Genomic DNA, 16,701 nt, shown 5'->3' with positions numbered 1-16,701 from the left:
CCCCCGCGAGAAATACAGCCATGGCCGGCGTCGAGATTCTTCCTGTCTCCTCCAAAGCGGACCAGAAACGCTTCCTCACGCTCCCCTGGAAGCTCAACGCGCATGACCCGAATTGGGTTCCGCCCCTCAGAGACCAGCAGAAGCGGCTGTGTGGCTTTGCCCACCACCCGTTCTACGACGCCGCCGAGTCGCAAGCCTTTCTTGCGGTCCGTGGCGGCGAGGCGGTCGGGCGCATCTTGGCGGTCGACAACCAAGCGCACAACGACTGGAACAAAGAGAAGCGCGGCTTCTACGGGTTCTTCGAATCGGTCGACGACCAAGCCGTGAGCGGCGCGCTGTTCGACGCCGCCGCCGACTGGCACCGCGACCGCGGCATGACGGCGCTGCGTGGCCCCACGGACCCCTGCATCAACTACGAGATGGGCCTGCTGGTCGACGGCTTCGACACGCCGCCGTTCTTCATGCTCACCCACAACCCGCAGTACTACGGCCCGCTGCACGACGCCTACGGCTTCGAGAAAGCACAAGACCTGTACGGCTACTGGGGCGAGAAGGGCATGCTCGGCAGGCTCAAACGCGACGAGAAGATGAAGAACATCGACGAGCAGGTCCAAGAACGGTTCGGCGTGTCGGTGCGCGGCATGAAGCGGGGCAAGTTCCGCCAAGAGGTCGAGATGTTCCTCGATATCTACAACCAAGCGCTCTCGGCCACGTGGGGCTACGTGCCGATGTCGCGCAGCGAGGTGCTGCACATGGCGGCCGAGCTGAAGTACATGATCGTGCCCGAGCTGGCGCGCATCGCCGAGGTCGACGGCAAGCCGGTCGGCGTGATGTTCGGCCTGTTGGATTACAACACACGCATCAAGCAGATCGACGGCCGGCTGTTCCCGTTCGGGTTCGCCCGGCTGCTGATGAACAAGCGCGGCATCAAGCGGATCCGGCTGGTGAGCACGAACGTGCTGCCGGAGTACCAGAACTGGGGGGTGGGCGTCTGCCTGGCCCGCAGCATGACCAAGCCGGCCTTGGACCACGGCGTGACGGCGTGCGAGTTTTCGTGGGTGCTGGAGACCAACGACCTGAGCCGCAAGACGATCGAGAAGGGCGGGGCGAGGCGCTACAAGACTTGGCGGATTTATGACAAAGAGCTGTGAGGGTGAATGACCAAGCCCCAATGACCAATAACGGCTTGAATCAAAGCCCATTGGTCATTGGGGCTTGGTCATTGGGATTTCTACCCTTTCTGCGAAGCCGCCGCCCGCCGCCACAGCTCCCCCAACTCGGCGAGCAAACTGTCGCTGTTCGTCTGCCGGTAGGGCGAGTCGCTCGGCAGGTCGCGCATCAGGCGTTTGTGCGCTTTGGCCAGCGCGTGGTAAGGCATCGAGGGGAAGATGTGGTGCAGGGCGTGGAATCTCAGGCCCATCGGCGCCCACACCGGCGCCAGCGAGCCGGCCGTGGGGTAATTCACCGAGTCGAGCATCTGCTCGACGAACGTCATCTGCGCCTCGTCCTTTTTGTCCGAGTCGTTCAGCCAGCGGTGGGCGCCGAGCGTGCGCAACGCGTTCACGGTGACGACGAACACGCCCGTCAGGTACGCCTGCGGCAGGAAGTAGGGGCCGAGGTTGCCGGCGCCGTGCAGCCCGCGCCACGAGCCGAAGCCCATCACGCAGATGAACAAGAAGCAGCCGAGCTCCTGCCAGCGGATCGCTCGCAGAGCCTTTTTGGTCGGCAGCGGGCGGAGGTACATCGGGTCGATGATCATGCTCGACGCGTGCCGGTGGACCCAGTCTCTGAGCGGCGTGTTGAACCACGTGAGCGGTGTTAGCACGCCGAACCGCACGATCGCCAGGATCGGGATCACGAAGCTCTGCGCCAGGTAGGCGACGATGTGCCACGGCGAGCGGTGCGAGAGCGGCAGGTACTCGCCGTCGTGCTCCGTGCCGTAATGCTTGCGGCGGTGGTGATCGACGTGCGTCTGGTAGACGAACGTCGGGATCAAGAACGGGATGCCGGCCAACAGGTTCCAGACGAAGCGGAACGCTTTGAACTCCTTCTCGGGGATGTGCATCAGCTCGTGGATGAACAGCCCGCAGCGGTAGATCAAGAGCGACGAGAGGAAAAAACACCCGATGCGCGCCGGCCAGCCGATCGATGTGAACTGCACCGCCTTGAAGGCGAACATCGCCACGGCCCAGCTCAGCAGGAAGTCGGTCCAATAAACCCACGGGTTGGGGCGGAAGTATTCGCCAACGATCGACCGGGCCTGGGCGAGCGAAAAATCGCCGTGCGGCGCTGACGGGGCGACCCCGGCGGCGGGTTTCGGCGGCTTGGCTTCGGCTATTCGGTTCATCGTAGGGGCGCCGCGGGGCGGCCCGGCTCACAGAGCGGGGGTTGATCGGCGATCGGGGGGCTTGTCGTCAGACGGCTCGATATTCGTTAAAGTCGGCAATCTCGCGGCGCCCCTGCACCAGTCTTCCAGGATTACCGAGTTTAAGAACCGTCGCGGTGCGCGCTCAAGCTCGATCCGCTCGGCGGCCGGGCGCGATGCGATGAATTGTTCGCGGCGACGCGCATCACGGCTACCCACAAACCCACTCCAAGCGGCTCTTCGACCAGCGATTTATGTCCGACCAAGACGTGCTCATCACCGGCCTCGGAATCGTCTCGCCGATCGGCGTCGGCGCGGCGGCGGTGTGGGAGTCGCTCGAGTCGCGGCGCAGCGGCGTGCGGAATATCCCCGAACTGGCCGAGGCGGGCTGGATCGCCCCGTTCGGCGGCTTGATCGACGACTTCAACCCCAAGGAGCACGTCAAGCCGCGCAAGAGCCTCAAGGTGATGGCCCGCGAGATCCAGATCGGCTACGCGGCGGCCGAACTGGCGCGCGAGTCGGCCGGCATCGAGGAGGGCCAGATCGACCCTGAGCGTCAGGGCGTGGTGGCCGGCGCCGGCATGCTTTACTGCGATTGCGAGGAGCTGGCCGCCCCGTTCCGGGCGAGCATGGCGGGCCACGCGTTCGACTTCGAACGCTGGGGCAAAGAGGGCCTCGGCGAGATGTACCCGCTCTGGCTGCTGAAGTACCTGCCGAACATGACCGCCTGCCACGTCGGCATCCGCCAAGACGCCCGCGGCCCCACGAACACGATCGCCCACGGCGACGTCTCGAGCCTGCTCGCCCTTGGCGAGGCGGCCGACGTGATCCGCCGCGGCGGCGCCGACGTGATGCTCGCCGGCGGCTCGGGCAGCCGGCTCGACCTGACCGACCTGTCGTGGCGCAGCGGCGCGGGGCTCACCCTGAAGGGAGACGACCCGGCCGCCGCCAGCAGGCCGTTCGACGCGACGCGCGACGGCTCGGTCTGCGGCGAGGGCGCCGCGTTCTTCGTGCTCGAGAGCGCCCGCCACGCCGCCAGGCGGCAGGCGAAGGTGCTCGGACGCGTGGCGGCGGTCGCCAACCGCTACGAGGCCACGACCGCCGGTCGCAAGCCGCCCGGCAAGGCGATCGCGGCTGCCATCGCCGCCGCCATGGAAAGAGCTGGCCTCAAGGGCGAAGACCTCGCCATGGTCAAAGCGCACGGCGCCAGCCGCCTGGACGAAGACGCCGCCGAGGCCCAGGCGATCCGCGCCCGAGTGGGCGACGCGCCGGTCACGGCGCCGACGAGTTTCTTCGGACGCACCGGGGCGGGTTGCGGCGCGGTGGAGCTGGCGGCGGCGCTGATCGCCAGAAACCAGGGCGTCACGCCGGCCACGCTCAACTTCGCGACCGCCGACCCAGAGTGCCCGGTGAGTGTGTCGGCCGAGCACCGCCCCGCCGAGAGCGGCGCGATCCTGGCGCTCAACCACACCGTGACCGGCCAAGCGGCGGCGGCGGTGATCGCGGTCGATTGATCGCGATCGACTTTGCGTGAAAGAGTCAGCGCTATCGACTCGGCGTTTTCGACTCGGCGTTTTCGACTCAGCGCGAAGGGACGCGTTGCGTGGCGCTGTCCGACGACCGTAGGTCGTTGGCTACTGCCGAACGAATGGCGCTGTGTTGCATGGGGCTACAGCCGACGACCTACGGTCGTCGGAAAGCGCCACGCGCGACTAAGACCGCAGCGTCTCAACTCTCCGCCGCTTCGCCCTCGCTCTTGGGCGGCGCGTCCGCTGCGGGGGTCGCCGGCTTACGCTCCACGTCGGTGCCGGGCGCCAAACGCGGGTTGGGCGAGCTCTCGTCGATCAGCTTGGTCAGGTGCTCGGCGTCGATCACCTCGTGCTCCAGCAGCGCGGCGGTGATCGCCTCGAGCGCCGGGCGGCGGGCGGCCAGGATGCGGCGGGTCTTCTCGAGGTTTTCGTCGATGATCCGCTTGACCTCCAGGTCGATCTCACGCGCCGTCTGCTCGCTGTGGTGCTGCATGCCGCCCCCCTCGGAGCCGGGGATGAAGCTGCGGTTGTTCTCGCGGTAGTTCACCCGGCCGAGGCGGCTCATGCCGTAGTCCATCACCATGCCGCGGGCCACTTCGGTGGCGCGTTCCAGGTCGTTGCTGGCGCCGGTGCCGACGTCGTCGAGGATCAGCTCCTCGGCGAGCGTGCCGCCGAGCATCACCTGGATGCGGCTCTCGAGCTGGGCGCGGGTCATCATGTAGCGGTCGTGCTCGGGCCGCTGCTGCATGTAGCCCAGCGCGCTGAGGCCGCGGGGGATGATCGAGACCTTGTGCACGGGGTCGGTGTTGGGCAGCGAGTAGGCGACGAGCGCGTGGCCCGCCTCGTGGTAGGCGAGCCGCTGCTTCTCGTCGTCGAGGATGATGCGGCTCTTCTTCTCCAGGCCGATGCTGGCGCGCTCGACCGCCTCGTAGAACTCCTCGTTGCCGACGAGTTCCTTGCCGTTGCGGGCGGCCAGCAGGGCGGCCTCGTTGACCATGTTGGCCAGGTCGGCGCCGACGAAGCCGCTGGTGATCGCGGCGAGCGACTTGACGTCGACGTCGCCGTCGACCTTGATCTTCTGCAGGTGGACCTCGAGGATCTCCTCGCGGCCCGAGACGTCGGGGCGGTCGACCAGCACGTGGCGGTCGAAGCGGCCCGGTCGCATCAGCGCGGGGTCGAGCGTCTCGGGGCGGTTGGTGGCGGCCATCACGATGATGCCGCTGTTCGTGCCGAAGCCGTCCATCTCCACGAGCAGCGCGTTGAGCGTTTGCTCGCGTTCGTCGTGGCTGCCCATGGCGCCGCCGCCGCGGGTCTTGCCCAGCGCGTCGAGCTCGTCGATGAACACGATGCAGGGGGCCCGCTGCTCGGCCTGTTGGAACATGTCACGCACCCGAGCGGCGCCGACGCCGACGAACATCTCGACAAAGTCCGAACCGCTCAAGCTAAAGAACGGCACCTCGGCCTCACCGGCCACGGCCTTCGACAGCAAAGTCTTGCCCGTGCCGGGGGGGCCCACCAGCAGCACCCCCTTGGGTATGCGGCCGCCCAGACGCTGGTAGCGCTCCGGGTTCTTCAGGAAGTCGACCACCTCACGGAGCTCGTCGACCGCCTCCTCGATGCCGGCCACGTCGTCGAACGTGATGTCGAGGTCTTCTTGGGCGTGGAGCTTGGCCTTGCTGCGGCCGAAGGCCATCGGCGAGCCGGCGCCCCCCATCCGTCGCAGCATCAGGAACAAGAGCGCTCCGAAGGCGATCATCATCACGAGCGTCGGCACCCAGTCCATCGCCGGGTTGCGCTCAGCGGCGTTGTCGTAGGGCAGGTGGCTCTCTTCGAGCAGGGGCTCGATCTGGGGGCCGTTGAAGTTGCGCGACACGCGGAACCTGACGTTCTCCGACGGCGGCGTGAGGCTCTCGAGCGTTGCGGCCTGCGACCCCTCGGCGGGCAGCACCTGGCGGTCGACCCGGCCGGTGACGTTCGTCTCGTCGACGACGATGTCGGTGAGGTTCGAGAGCCGCAGCTTGCGCGGCGGCGTGGTCGAGCGGTCGACGATCTCGATCGAGCCCGACTTCTCCGGGTCTTGCGGGTCGCTCGCCTCGACGAGCTTCTTGAAATCAGGCGGGGTGATCTTGGTCTCGGCGGTCCCGCCCAGGAGCGTGACCAAGAGCAAGAGCACGAGGCCCAGGCCGAGCAGGTACCAGACGAAGTTGCCGCCTTGTTGGGGAGGCTTCTTCTCGCTGGCGGGCTTCTTTTCCTGTTCTTCGGGGCTCGTTTCCATGTCGCTCACTGAAGGGGGGTTGCTCGCAGACGAGTCGATTCGATTGGCGGAGGTTCGGCAGAGGTGGGAGGGGCCGCACGGGGAGTGAAAAGCTTACGACGCCGCAATCGGCGCGGGGGGGAAGTTGCTCCTAAGCTTGTCTAACGCACCGCCGGCGGGTCGAGTTCGAGGTAAGCTTTCGGAAACCAAGCGTTTGCGAGCCGCGGAGGCCAAAGCCTTGTACGGCCCGGGGGACCCCCCTAGAATCGCTTAGCTTGCCCCAACCTTAATGCTTACCATTGTTTAGCGTCATTCCCCGTTCCGCCAATGGCCTGGTTCCACTGGCCCTGTCAGTCAGTGGCGGGAGGCTTGAGGCTGGCCGCGTCTCGCAAGACCTTTGTCTCGCTTTAGTGGCACAACCGTCGCAATCGGGCGTCGCGGCGCCGCACAGCCGCGCCAGCGACGTTCCGCGTCGAGTCACCCCGACCCGCAAGCCGAAAGCCCACGTTACGGCCCTGTATTCCGCATGGCCCGAGATGCTCCCAGGCCCGTGACATCCGAAGGCCCCTGCCTTCCACAGGCCTGTCCGACCAGCGATGTTCGGCGACTGCCGTATTGCGGCCACGCCAAAGCCTACCCCGCTTCCTCACCACGGTCAGCCGGCGAACCGAAAAATGCCCAACGCTAGCAGCACCGCCGGGCCCTCGAACGGCGCCACGGACGGCTCGAAGCCGACCGAATCGCCGCGCCGTGTGGCGGTGCTCGGCGCCACGGGCAGCATCGGCCGCAACGCCCTGAGCGTGATCGAGGCGAGCGATGGGCGTTTGCAGGCGGTCGCCCTCTCGGGGCACCGCAATTTCGACCGCCTCGTCGAGCAGGCGATCCGCCTGAAGCCGCGTTGGGTCGTGGCGACCGACGCCGCGGCCGCCGGCCGGCACGATTGGAGCCAGCTGCCGGCGGGCACGGAATTGCTCAAAGGCCCTAAGGGCCTAGAAAAGGTGGCGGCCGACGCGGGAGTCGACGTGGTGCTGGCGGCGATCGTCGGCAGCACGGGCCTGGCGAGCACCCTCGCGGCGATCGGGGCCAAGAAGACCGTCGCCCTGGCGAACAAAGAGACGCTGGTCATGGCCGGGCCGTTGGTCCGCCAGGCGCTCGGTGCGGCGGCCTGCAAGGGCCACGACGAGCTGCTCGGCGGCGGCGTCGCCCGTTTGCTACCAGTCGACAGCGAGCACAGCGCGATCTTCCAGGCGATGCGTTGTGGCGGGCGTGACGAGGTCGAGCGGGTGGTGCTCACCGCCAGCGGCGGGCCGTTTCGCACTTGGTCGGCTGAATCGCTGACGCAGGTCACCGTCGACGAGGCCTTGGCCCATCCCACCTGGAACATGGGCCCGAAGATCACGATCGACTCGGCGACGATGATGAACAAGGCGCTCGAAATCATTGAGGCCCACTGGCTGTTCGATTTGCCCGCCGACAAGATCGAGGTCGTGATCCACCCCCAATCGGTGGTCCACTCGATGGTGGAGTACGTCGACGGCTCGGTGATGGCCCAGCTCGGCCCGCCCGACATGCGGCTGCCGATCCAGCACGCCCTGGAATACCCGCATCGCCGCAGCGGCCCGGCCGAGCGGCTCGACTGGACACAGACGCACCGGTTCGAGTTCGAGCCGGCCGACCTCGACCGCTTCCCCGCCTTGAAGTTAGGCTTCGAGTGCGCCGAGGCGGGGGGCACGAGCGGCGCCGTGCTGAACGCCGCCAACGAATCCGCCGTAGAAGCTTTTCTCGAGGGTGACCTGCACTTCACCGAGATCGTGCCGGCCTGCCGCAGCATTCTCGAGTCGCACACTTTCGATTCCGACCCCACGCTCGAGCGGCTCGTAGAGCTCGACCGCTGGGCCCGCCAGGAGGTTCAAACTTGGGCATGTGCCTGATCGCCGACGCCGTTGCGTCGCCGCCGATGATTGATGCGTTGCTGCTCGCCGCCTCCTCGTGGGGTCACTACCTGCTGGTGATCTTGCAGGTCGTTTTGGGCTTGGGCGCCGTGATCTTTGTCCACGAGCTGGGCCACTTCGCCGTGGCCAAGTGGTGCGGGGTGCGCTGCGACCGCTTTTACGTCGGCTTCGATCCGCCGATCAAGATCGGCCCGATCCGCCTCCCCCGCGCCCTCTGGAAGAAGAAGATCGGCGAGACCGAGTACGGCATCGGCGTGCTGCCGCTGGGCGGCTACGTGAAGATGTACGGCCAGGACGACACCGTGGCCAGCGTCGAAGAGATGCTCGAGCTCTCCAAGAGCAACGCCGACGACCCGGAGGCCGTGGAGGTCACCGGTCCGGGGGGCGAGACCTACTGGATCAACCGCCGCCACTACATGGCCAAGAGCGTGCCGCAGCGGATGGCCATCATCTCGGCCGGCGTGGTGATGAACATCATCTTCGCGTTCGTCTTCGCGTTCTTCGCCTACGGTCTCGGCGTGCCGAAGGCCCCCACCGTCGTGGCGAGCACGACGCCCGGCGGGCCGGCCTGGAGCGCCGGACTCAGGACCGGCGACCGCATCGTGCGGGCCGACGGCATCGAGAACCCCACTTTTGAGCAGTTCATCAGCCAAGTCATGCTCGGCGACCTCGACGCCGGCGTCGAGTGCGTTGTCAAACGCTACGGCACGGAGACGACCGAGACGATCGTGCTGCACCCCGACCAGTCGGATGCCCTGCCGCGTGTCGGCATCAGCACGCCCGTCACGCCGCGGGTCTCGGCCGAGAACCCGACGGTGCCCCACAGCCCGGCATCGGCGGCCCCCGAGGGGTCGTTCCAGCCGGGCGACCTGATCGTCGAGGCGAACGGCGAGCCGGTCACCAATTACGCCGACCTAATCTCAGTGCTCGAGCGCCACAAGTCGCAAGACGTCACCTACACGCTGCTCCGCGGAGCCAAAAAGAAGGCTGGCGATAGCGCCGCCACGGGCGGCGAACGCGTGTCGGTCACCGTGGGGCCGAACCCGATGGAGCGTTTCGGCGTGGTCGCCACGCTCGGCCCGGTGCAAGCCGTGCAGGCCGGTTCGCCGGCCGCCGAGGCTGGCCTCGAGGCGGGCGACCGGCTGCTTTCGGTCAACGGCGTGGCGATCGGCGCTGGCGAAGACGGCGCCGAGGCCTACGATCCCGTGACGCTCGACGACCGCCTGGCGGCCCTGGCCGCCGCGGGCGAGACGGTCACGCTCGCCATCGAACGCGCCGGCGCTGAGGAGCCGATCGTGCTCTCGGTCGCCCCCCGCGCGCCGACCTGGCCGGAACGCTCGTTCACGGACAACGCGCCGCTGGCGCTCACGTCGCTCGGCGTCGCCTGCCCGCTCATCGCCGAGGTGCAGGCGGTGATCGCCGACAGCCCGGCCGCCGCGGTCGACCTGAAGCCGGGCGACCGGATCGTGTCGGTCGCGTACCACTCGACCGACAAGGCGGACGGGGCCCCGGCCGGCATGAAGCCGATCCCGCTCACCGACGAGTCGCCCGCCTGGCCGAGCGTGCTCTTGAGCGTGCAGGACAAGTCGTCCGATTTTCGGGCCGATTTTGAGGTGCTTCGCGACGGCAAAAAGCACCCGGTCACGCTCGGCGTGCGGGCCCTGGGCGACGCGTTTGTCGAGACCCGCGGCATCGGCATCGAGCCGCTCAAGGAGATCCGCCGCGCCCAGGACCTGGGCGAGCAGGTCAGCATGGCGGGCGAGTCGACCTGGAGCGCCCTGACGAGCGTTTACCGCTTCCTGAGCAAGATCGGCACGCAGGTACCGGTCACCGCCCTGGGCGGTCCGATCACGATCGCCAAGGTGGCGGGGGCCTCGGCCTTCGAGGGCCCCGGCGCGTTGCTGCTGTTCCTCACGATGCTCAGCGCCAACCTGGCGGTGCTCAACTTCCTGCCGATCCCGGTGCTCGACGGCGGGCACATGGTGTTCCTCGCCTGGGAGGGCCTCCGCGGCCGACCCGCCGGCGAGAAGGTGGTCACCACCCTCACCGGCGCCGGCATGCTGTTCCTCTTGGGATTCATGGCGTTCATCTTCGCCCTGGACCTCGGTATTCTCCCGCGTGGGCTTTGAGTCGCACGGGGGGTCGCGTGGGGTCCAGGTGGTTCGCTAACCGCTAAAGGTTAATCGCTCCCCATGCGCAAACTCAGCCACCTCTTCGAGAGCAACCGGACTTGGGCCGAGGGGATCCGCGCACAGGACCCCGAGTTTTTCGACAAGCTGGCGGACCAGCAGTCGCCCAGCTGCCTGTGGATCGGCTGCTCCGACAGCCGCGTGCCCGCCACGCAGCTCGTTGGCTTGATGCCGGGCGAGATGTTCGTTCACCGCAACATCGCCAACGTAGTGGTGCAGACCGACTTCAACTGCCTGTCGGTGATGCAGTACGCCGTCGACGCGCTCAAGGTCGAGCACATCATCGTCTGCGGCCACTACGGCTGCGGCGGCGTGGGGGCGGCGCTCCACGACCAGCGGATCGGCCTGATCGACAACTGGCTCTGCCACATCCGCGACGTGAAGCAGAGGCACCGCAAGCTGGTCGACGCGGCCGGCCCTGCGGCCCACGACCGGCTGTGCGAGCTCAACGTCATCGAACAGGTCATGAACGTCTGCCAGACGACGATCGTCCGCGACGCCTGGGCCGCCGGCCAGGAGCTCGCGGTGCACGGCTGGATCTACGGCCTCAAAGAGGGGCTGCTTCGCGATCTGGACATCACCGTGCTCGCCGAAGCGGAGATCGCGGACGTCTACGAGCGGGCCGTGGCCGCGATCGAATGAATCGCCTGAATGGGGGCGCCCGACGGGGGCGTTAAGCGGCGGGCGGCTCAGTAGCCGTTCCACGCCCCTGCGGGGTGAGCGGCGACCGGGACGCTCGGTTTGGCAGTATGTCCTTCCGCGACGGCGCTTTGGGAAACACGCTCCGCTTCCTTTTGGCCCGCCACATGGCCGACCGCCGCCCCGGCCAGCTGCATCAGCGCCATGCCTTGCGGCACCAGCGTGCCAATCTGGCCACCTACTTCGACCCCGAGCTGCGGGTAGAGCACCCGCCGCGCCTCGGCCCGTTCGGCGGGGTCGCCGTGTTGGTCGAAATGCTCGAAGACATCCTGCTTAGTCTGGTTCTCGTGCGTCAGGGCGACCAGCGGCAGGCTTTGCAGGGCGGCGTAGCCCCCCGGCCGCTCGCGGCTGTGCACGTCCTTGGCGTAGGCGGCTTGCTCGACCGCGATGGCGGGGATGTCGGAGTAAATGTTCACCGTGTCGGTGTAGGGGTTGTAGGAGTCGCCCCCCAAGAGCCGGCCCGGCAGCAGCGTGTAGCCGAGCGTGTAGAGGCTGCCGACGGTGTAGCGCCAGCCGGCGCCGATCCGGTCGTTCTCTCGCAGACGCCGCCATTCTCCCAGGGGGTCGTACTGGTTGACCCGCACTTTGACCCCTTCCAAGTCGTTCTCGGCCAGGTATTCGACGACCCGTTGCTCGGTTTCGGCCGAAATCTCATGGTTGTCGGCTCGGCGGTCCCACAGCAGCAGCTTGTTGGGCAGGCCAAGCACCCAGCCCACCTTGTCGAGGACCGGGGCGACTCGCCCGCGTTCGAGGGTGATCGTTTCCTGACCAGGCGCGGTTTGGGAGATGATCTCCTGGCCCCAGGCGAAGGGGGAGAGCAAAAACAGAGCGGCTAGGGCCAGCAGCAGGGAGGAGAGTCGCGTCACGGCGCTCAAACTCCTGGGGGGATGGGGGGGCGGGGCGCCTGCGGGGAGGGCCTTGTTAGGTGGGGGGCGGCAGGAATACCAATTTCGAGCGTGCGGGAATAGCTCAGACCCGCAACGTCGCCGCTGGTGGGTGAGATAAAGGACAAAATCGGTCGTTGGCCGCCGATTATTCGTGATCTCACGTACGCTGCGTGGCGATTCCTAGAGTTCCCCACGGAGTGCCGACGCCGCGCCGAACTAATCACGGAGAGCTGGCGTCATTATCCGGCGGGGTGGCGAGTCCGAAGGCTAGAAAAACGCCAAACGCTAGCGTTCGCCGCCGAAAAAGGCCGAGAACCGTGCCCGCCCGCCCTTGCGAGCCCTTGGGGGGCCCGCTATGTTAGGCGATTCGCAAGAGTTTGCGGGAGTTGGGCTAGCGTAGCTCAATTGGCAGAGCAGCTGATTTGTAATCAGCAGGTTGTGGGTTCAAGTCCCTCCGCTAGCTGATTTTAAGAAGGCTGATTCGAGTCAAGAGCGACGAGCCAAGTGGGAGCGGGCCTTACGGGGTGACGCCGCCAGGCGCAGCGGGTCTACTTAGCGGTGGCCTGTTTGGTCCTTGCGAGGGCCCGCCAGAGCGACGGCGCCACGCGGTGGTCTACCTAAACTGGCTTGCCGGCAACGGTGGGTTACCGAAGCGGTCAAACGGGTCTGACTGTAAATCAGATGGCTATGCCTTCGCAGGTTCGAATCCTGCACCCACCACTAGAGCGATTGCGGGAGTCGGTTAGCGGGATTTAGAGGGTCAGTGTCGAGGCGATTCCGCGTTCCGGATTCCCGATTTCGGATTCGAGTTGCGGGTGTAGCTCAATGGTAGAGCCACAGCCTTCCAAGCTGAAGACGAGGGTTCGATTCCCTTCACCCGCTTTGAGTAAGAGGCCGTTGGCCGTCAGCTTGTTGGCGACAAAGGGAGAGTCGAGTTAAGTAACCAGCCAATGGCAGGCGGCTAATAGCCAACAGCCCCCTTTGCTGCTGTAGCTCAGTTGGTAGAGCACATCCTTGGTAAGGATGAGGTCACGAGTTCAAGTCTCGTCAGCAGCTCTCGATAGGATGGCGAGGCGGCGAGTGCTTCTTCCGCTCAGGCGGCGGGGCGAAGGATCGGGCAAGGAAGCGGCGCGGCGCAGGCTGCGGAAGGGATGCGGAGCGTAGCCGTCAGCGGCTGCTAGCCGAAACGGATCGACAGCGAAGCGAAGAGCAACGAAGCGAAGAACAGCGAAGCGAAACAGACCAACGGATACGCGGACGCGGCCGTCCAGGTTTTTGCTAACACGAACAATTACTCCAGCCAAACTGCTACTTAGTTAGGGAGAAAAATGGCCAAGGACACCTTCGAGCGTACGAAGCCGCACGTGAACGTTGGGACCATCGGTCACATCGACCACGGCAAGACCACGACCACCGGCGCCATCGTGGCGGTGCAGGCCGCCAAGGGCCTCGCCAAGGCGAAGTCGTACGCCGACATCGCCAAGGGCGGCACCGTCCGCGACGCGACGAAGACCGTCACGATCGCCGCGGCTCACGTCGAGTACGAGAGCGAGAACCGGCACTACGCCCACATCGACTGCCCGGGCCACGCCGACTTTATCAAGAACATGATCACCGGCGCCGCCCAGATGGACGGCGCGATCCTGGTCGTGTCGGCCCCGGACGGCCCGATGCCGCAGACCCGCGAGCACATCCTGCTCGCCCGTCAGGTCGGCGTGCCGAAGATCGTGGTCTACCTCAACAAGTGCGACCTGGTCGACGACGAGGAGCTGCTCGAGCTCGTTGAGCTCGAAGTGCGTGAGCTGCTCACCGCCAACGACTTCCCAGGCGACGACGTGCCGCTGATCCGCGGCAACTCGAAGGCCGCCATCGAGAACCCCTCGGACCCCGAGGCGCAGAAGTGCATCGATGAGCTGCTCGAGGCGATCGATACCTATATCCCCGAGCCGGTCCGCGAGAACGACAAGCCGTTCTTGATGGCGATCGAGGACGTCTTCTCGATCGAGGGTCGTGGCACCGTGGCCACGGGCCGCATCGAGCGGGGCGTGATCAAGGTGGGCGACGAGGTCGAGATCGTCGGCCTGAGCGAGGCCCCCGAGAAGACGACCTGCACCGGCGTCGAGGCGTTCAACAAGACGATGGACGAGGGCCACGCCGGCGAGAACGTCGGCTGCCTGCTCCGCGGCGTCAAGCGTGAGGACATCCAGCGTGGCCAGTGTCTGGCCAAGCCGGGCTCGATCACGCCGCACACCAAGTTCGAGGCCGAGGTTTACATCCTCAGCAAGGAAGAGGGCGGCCGTCACACGCCGTTCTTCAGCGGCTACCGCCCGCAGTTTTACTTCCGCACGACCGACGTCACGGGTGCGGCCAACTTGGCCGGTGGCGCCGAGATGTGCATGCCGGGCGACAACGCCAAGCTGAGCGTCGAGCTCTCCAAGCCGATCGCCCTGGACGACGGGGCCCGCTTCGCCATCCGCGAGGGTGGCAAGACGGTCGGTTCGGGCGTTGTGACGAAGATCATCGAGTAGAGAGACAAGATCGAGTAGATCTGCAGAGCAAGTAGGGTGGGGGAAAGCGAGGCGACCTCCTTTCCCCCGCTCAACCCTCTGCGGGTCGCATAGGGGCGTAGCTCAATTGGCAGAGCACCGGTCTCCAAAACCGGGGGTTGTGAGTTCGAGTCCCACCGCCCCTGCTTCATGTCGCGATCCTCGCAGGCAGACCTGCGCGGGGCAGCGGCTCCCGCCTCGCGGCGGGCTATCGCGGTTTGAGATAAAGCTTCGAGAAAAGGCGCCAACGAGTGGCTGCGTACCTCCAAGAGCTGTTTAACTTCGGTTTGTACAAGCGGACCCAAGGGCGCTACGCCCGGCAGGTAACGATGTACGCTCTGATGGTGCTGGTCGCCTGTGGCGTGTGGAGCCTGCGTGGTTGGCTCGAGGGGCAAGGCGCCTCGGCCGGCATGGCGATCGCCACGCCGCTCGCCGTTTTGGCGCTTGGCTTTTGGGCGTCGTTCCGGTTGGTCCACCTGCCGCAGTTTGCTGATTTTTTAATCTCCGTCGAGGCGGAGATGAACAAGGTGGCGTGGCCCTCGCAGGGCAAGCTGATCAGGGCGTCGGTTGTCGTCATCCTGGTCATTTTCCTGTTGGCCGCGTTGCTGTTTGCTTACGACCTGATTTGGAAATCTGTGTTCGGCGCCCTTCTCGGTTAGAGGGCGTCTGGGGGCCGCGGACAGGCTATCCCCTGAATCGATTCCCTGAAGAGACGTTTTCCCGAGAGCCATTTCCCCGAGAGCCAGTCGTCAGACGGCGTTGAGTGAGACGTTGAGCGAAGAAGTCGCCAAAGATGAGAAGCTCGAGACCGACGCCCCAGCGGCGCCGGCCCCCGAGGGCGATGCGTCTCGCGCCGAGGGCGACGCTCCCGCCGATCAGCAAGCCGCTCAGGCCCCCGCCACCGAGCAAGCGGAGGCCGAGGAGTCGGCTGCCGATCAGGGTGAGTCGGAAGGCGACCTGACGGACGTTTCATCGACCGATTCGCCGTCGTCGGTCCCGGGCCTCACGGCCCAGGAACTCGAGGACCTCAACGCCGCCGAAGAGGCGATGGAGATCGACGAGGAGCCGCCCGCCGTGGCGCCCGCCGGTCCCATCGAGATGGACGACGACGACGAAGAGGAGATCCGCCACGACTGGTACATCCTCAAAGTCCAGAGCAACCGCGAGCGCACCAGCGCCGTCGCCCTGAAACGCAAGGTCGCGATCGAGGGCATCGACCACCTGTTCGGCGAGATCATCGTGCCGACCGAAAAGGTGACCGAGTTCAAGAACGGCAAGAAGAAGATCGTCGAACGGAAGATCTGGCCCGGCTACATCGCCGTGCAGATGCACGTGAACGACGACACCTGGTTCGCGATCCGCGAGACGGCGGGGATCGGCGACTTTACCGGCGCCTCGGGCAAGCCGGCGCCGATGCAGCCGCACGAGATCGCGATGATCCTCCACCAGGAGGAAGAAGAGACCGAAGACACGCCGAAGCTGAACATCAAGTTCGCGGTTGGCGACAAGGTGAAGGTCAAGGACGGCAACTTTGAGAACTTCGAGGGCGACGTCGACTCGATCGACCCGCAGAGCGGCAAGGTCACGGTGATGATCAGCATCTTCGGCCGCAGCACCCCCGTCGAACTCGAGTACTGGCAAGTCGAGACCCTTTAATAACGCCTTTCCTAGCTGTCCGGTCAGAGGCTCCCGCCCCCAGGCACGGAGCCCCCATCGAGGCCCCCCTTCGTGGCGCGGGCCTCGCTCGAGACAAATCACCCAACAACACCCAACAACGCGTAAACGGTCATGGCGAAGCAACTTGTAGGGATGGCGAAGTTCCAGATCCCTGGCGGACAGGCCACCCCCGCCCCGCCTGTCGGCACCGCGCTCGGCAAGCACGGCATCAACCTCGGTCAGTTCGTGCAGGCGTTCAACGACGCCACGCGCGAGGCGAACGGGATGATGATCCCGGTCGAGGTGAGCGTTTACAACGACCGCTCGTTTGAGTTCGTCTGCAAGAGCCCCCCGGCGGCGGTTCTGCTGAAGAAGGCGGCCGGCATCGCCAAGGGCTCGGGCGTCCCGAACAAGACCAAGGTCGGCACGGTTAGCGAAGCCCAGCTGGCCGAGATCGCCACGACCAAGATGAACGACCTGAACGCCCGCGATGTCGAGCACGCCTCGCGGATGATCGCCGGCACCGCCCGCAGCATGGGCCTGACGGTCGAGGGTTAAAGACAGCAGTTAGCCCCCGTCATTGATGGGGGGCTAAATAACGCTGCGTTAAATCATCAACCCGGT

The 16,701-nt window shown here is 66.1% G+C and carries 11 protein-coding genes, 5 tRNA genes and 1 pseudogene; 14 read left to right on the top strand and 3 right to left on the bottom strand.

The window, feature by feature from the left end:
* Nucleotides 1-20 precede the first annotated feature (20 nt).
* Entirely contained in the window at nt 21-1,151 is a 1,131-nt protein-coding gene (locus Mal64_RS08055; RefSeq protein WP_146398963.1) for an N-acetyltransferase, read from the top strand.
* 80 nt (nt 1,152-1,231) lie between these two features.
* Here Mal64_RS08055 and Mal64_RS08050 read toward each other — a convergent pair whose 3' ends face one another.
* On the bottom strand, nt 1,232-2,347 hold the full coding sequence (locus Mal64_RS08050) for a fatty acid desaturase family protein (RefSeq protein ID WP_146398961.1): 1,116 nt from the start codon (nt 2,345-2,347) through the stop codon (nt 1,232-1,234).
* A gap of 272 nt (nt 2,348-2,619) precedes the next feature.
* Here Mal64_RS08050 and Mal64_RS08045 point away from each other — a divergent pair, with 272 nt between their 5' ends.
* A complete protein-coding gene (locus tag Mal64_RS08045; RefSeq protein ID WP_146398959.1) occupies nt 2,620-3,879 on the top strand; it encodes a beta-ketoacyl-[acyl-carrier-protein] synthase family protein in 1,260 nt (419 codons plus the stop codon).
* 214 nt (nt 3,880-4,093) lie between these two features.
* On the opposite strand, the pseudogene ftsH reads toward Mal64_RS08045, so the two are convergent.
* Nucleotides 4,094-6,036 (bottom strand): annotated as a pseudogene (gene ftsH / locus Mal64_RS08040) (ATP-dependent zinc metalloprotease FtsH); the annotation flags it as partial.
* A 786-nt stretch (nt 6,037-6,822) separates the two neighbouring features.
* On the opposite strand from ftsH, the gene dxr reads away from it, so the two are divergent.
* The 3 genes from dxr to can all read left to right on the top strand — a co-directional run bounded on the left by dxr (nt 6,823) and on the right by can (nt 10,931).
* Nucleotides 6,823-8,079, top strand: a complete 1,257-nt coding sequence (gene dxr, locus Mal64_RS08035) for a 1-deoxy-D-xylulose-5-phosphate reductoisomerase (protein ID WP_146398957.1) — start codon at nt 6,823-6,825, stop codon at nt 8,077-8,079.
* Nucleotides 8,070-10,229, top strand: a complete 2,160-nt coding sequence (locus Mal64_RS08030; RefSeq protein ID WP_231993703.1) for a site-2 protease family protein — start codon at nt 8,070-8,072, stop codon at nt 10,227-10,229. Before dxr ends, Mal64_RS08030 begins: the two co-directional genes overlap by 10 nt.
* Before the next feature lie 63 nt (nt 10,230-10,292).
* Entirely contained in the window at nt 10,293-10,931 is a 639-nt protein-coding gene (gene can, locus Mal64_RS08025; RefSeq protein ID WP_146398953.1) for a carbonate dehydratase, read from the top strand.
* A 47-nt stretch (nt 10,932-10,978) separates the two neighbouring features.
* Here can and Mal64_RS08020 read toward each other — a convergent pair whose 3' ends face one another.
* Nucleotides 10,979-11,854, bottom strand: a complete 876-nt coding sequence (locus Mal64_RS08020; protein ID WP_146398951.1) for a hypothetical protein — start codon at nt 11,852-11,854, stop codon at nt 10,979-10,981.
* 411 nt (nt 11,855-12,265) lie between these two features.
* Here Mal64_RS08020 and Mal64_RS08015 point away from each other — a divergent pair.
* The 9 genes from Mal64_RS08015 (at nt 12,266) to rplK (ending at nt 16,635) form a co-directional block, all read left to right on the top strand.
* Nucleotides 12,266-12,338, top strand: a tRNA-Thr gene (locus Mal64_RS08015).
* Nucleotides 12,339-12,513: 175 nt separating this feature from the next.
* Nucleotides 12,514-12,595: transfer RNA gene (locus Mal64_RS08010), tRNA-Tyr, on the top strand.
* Between the two features lie 91 nt (nt 12,596-12,686).
* A tRNA-Gly gene (locus Mal64_RS08005) sits at nt 12,687-12,757 on the top strand.
* 101 nt (nt 12,758-12,858) lie between these two features.
* Nucleotides 12,859-12,931, top strand: a tRNA-Thr gene (locus tag Mal64_RS08000).
* A 272-nt stretch (nt 12,932-13,203) separates the two neighbouring features.
* On the top strand, nt 13,204-14,403 hold the full coding sequence (gene tuf, locus Mal64_RS07995; protein WP_146398949.1) for an elongation factor Tu: 1,200 nt from the start codon (nt 13,204-13,206) through the stop codon (nt 14,401-14,403).
* 91 nt (nt 14,404-14,494) lie between these two features.
* Nucleotides 14,495-14,567: transfer RNA gene (locus tag Mal64_RS07990), tRNA-Trp, on the top strand.
* 105 nt (nt 14,568-14,672) lie between these two features.
* Complete coding sequence (gene secE, locus Mal64_RS07985; RefSeq protein WP_231993632.1) at nt 14,673-15,080, top strand: preprotein translocase subunit SecE; 408 nt, start codon at nt 14,673-14,675, stop codon at nt 15,078-15,080.
* Between the two features lie 112 nt (nt 15,081-15,192).
* Nucleotides 15,193-16,077: a transcription termination/antitermination protein NusG gene (gene nusG, locus Mal64_RS07980; protein ID WP_146398947.1), complete on the top strand. Its 885-nt coding sequence runs from the start codon at nt 15,193-15,195 to the stop codon at nt 16,075-16,077.
* 132 nt (nt 16,078-16,209) lie between these two features.
* Complete coding sequence (gene rplK, locus Mal64_RS07975; RefSeq protein ID WP_146398945.1) at nt 16,210-16,635, top strand: 50S ribosomal protein L11; 426 nt, start codon at nt 16,210-16,212, stop codon at nt 16,633-16,635.
* Nucleotides 16,636-16,701: the final 66 nt, after the last annotated feature.

The organism is Pseudobythopirellula maris, from assembly GCF_007859945.1.
Classification (GTDB): domain Bacteria; phylum Planctomycetota; class Planctomycetia; order Pirellulales; family Lacipirellulaceae; genus Pseudobythopirellula; species Pseudobythopirellula maris.
This window is presented reverse-complemented; position numbering and strand designations above follow the sequence as displayed.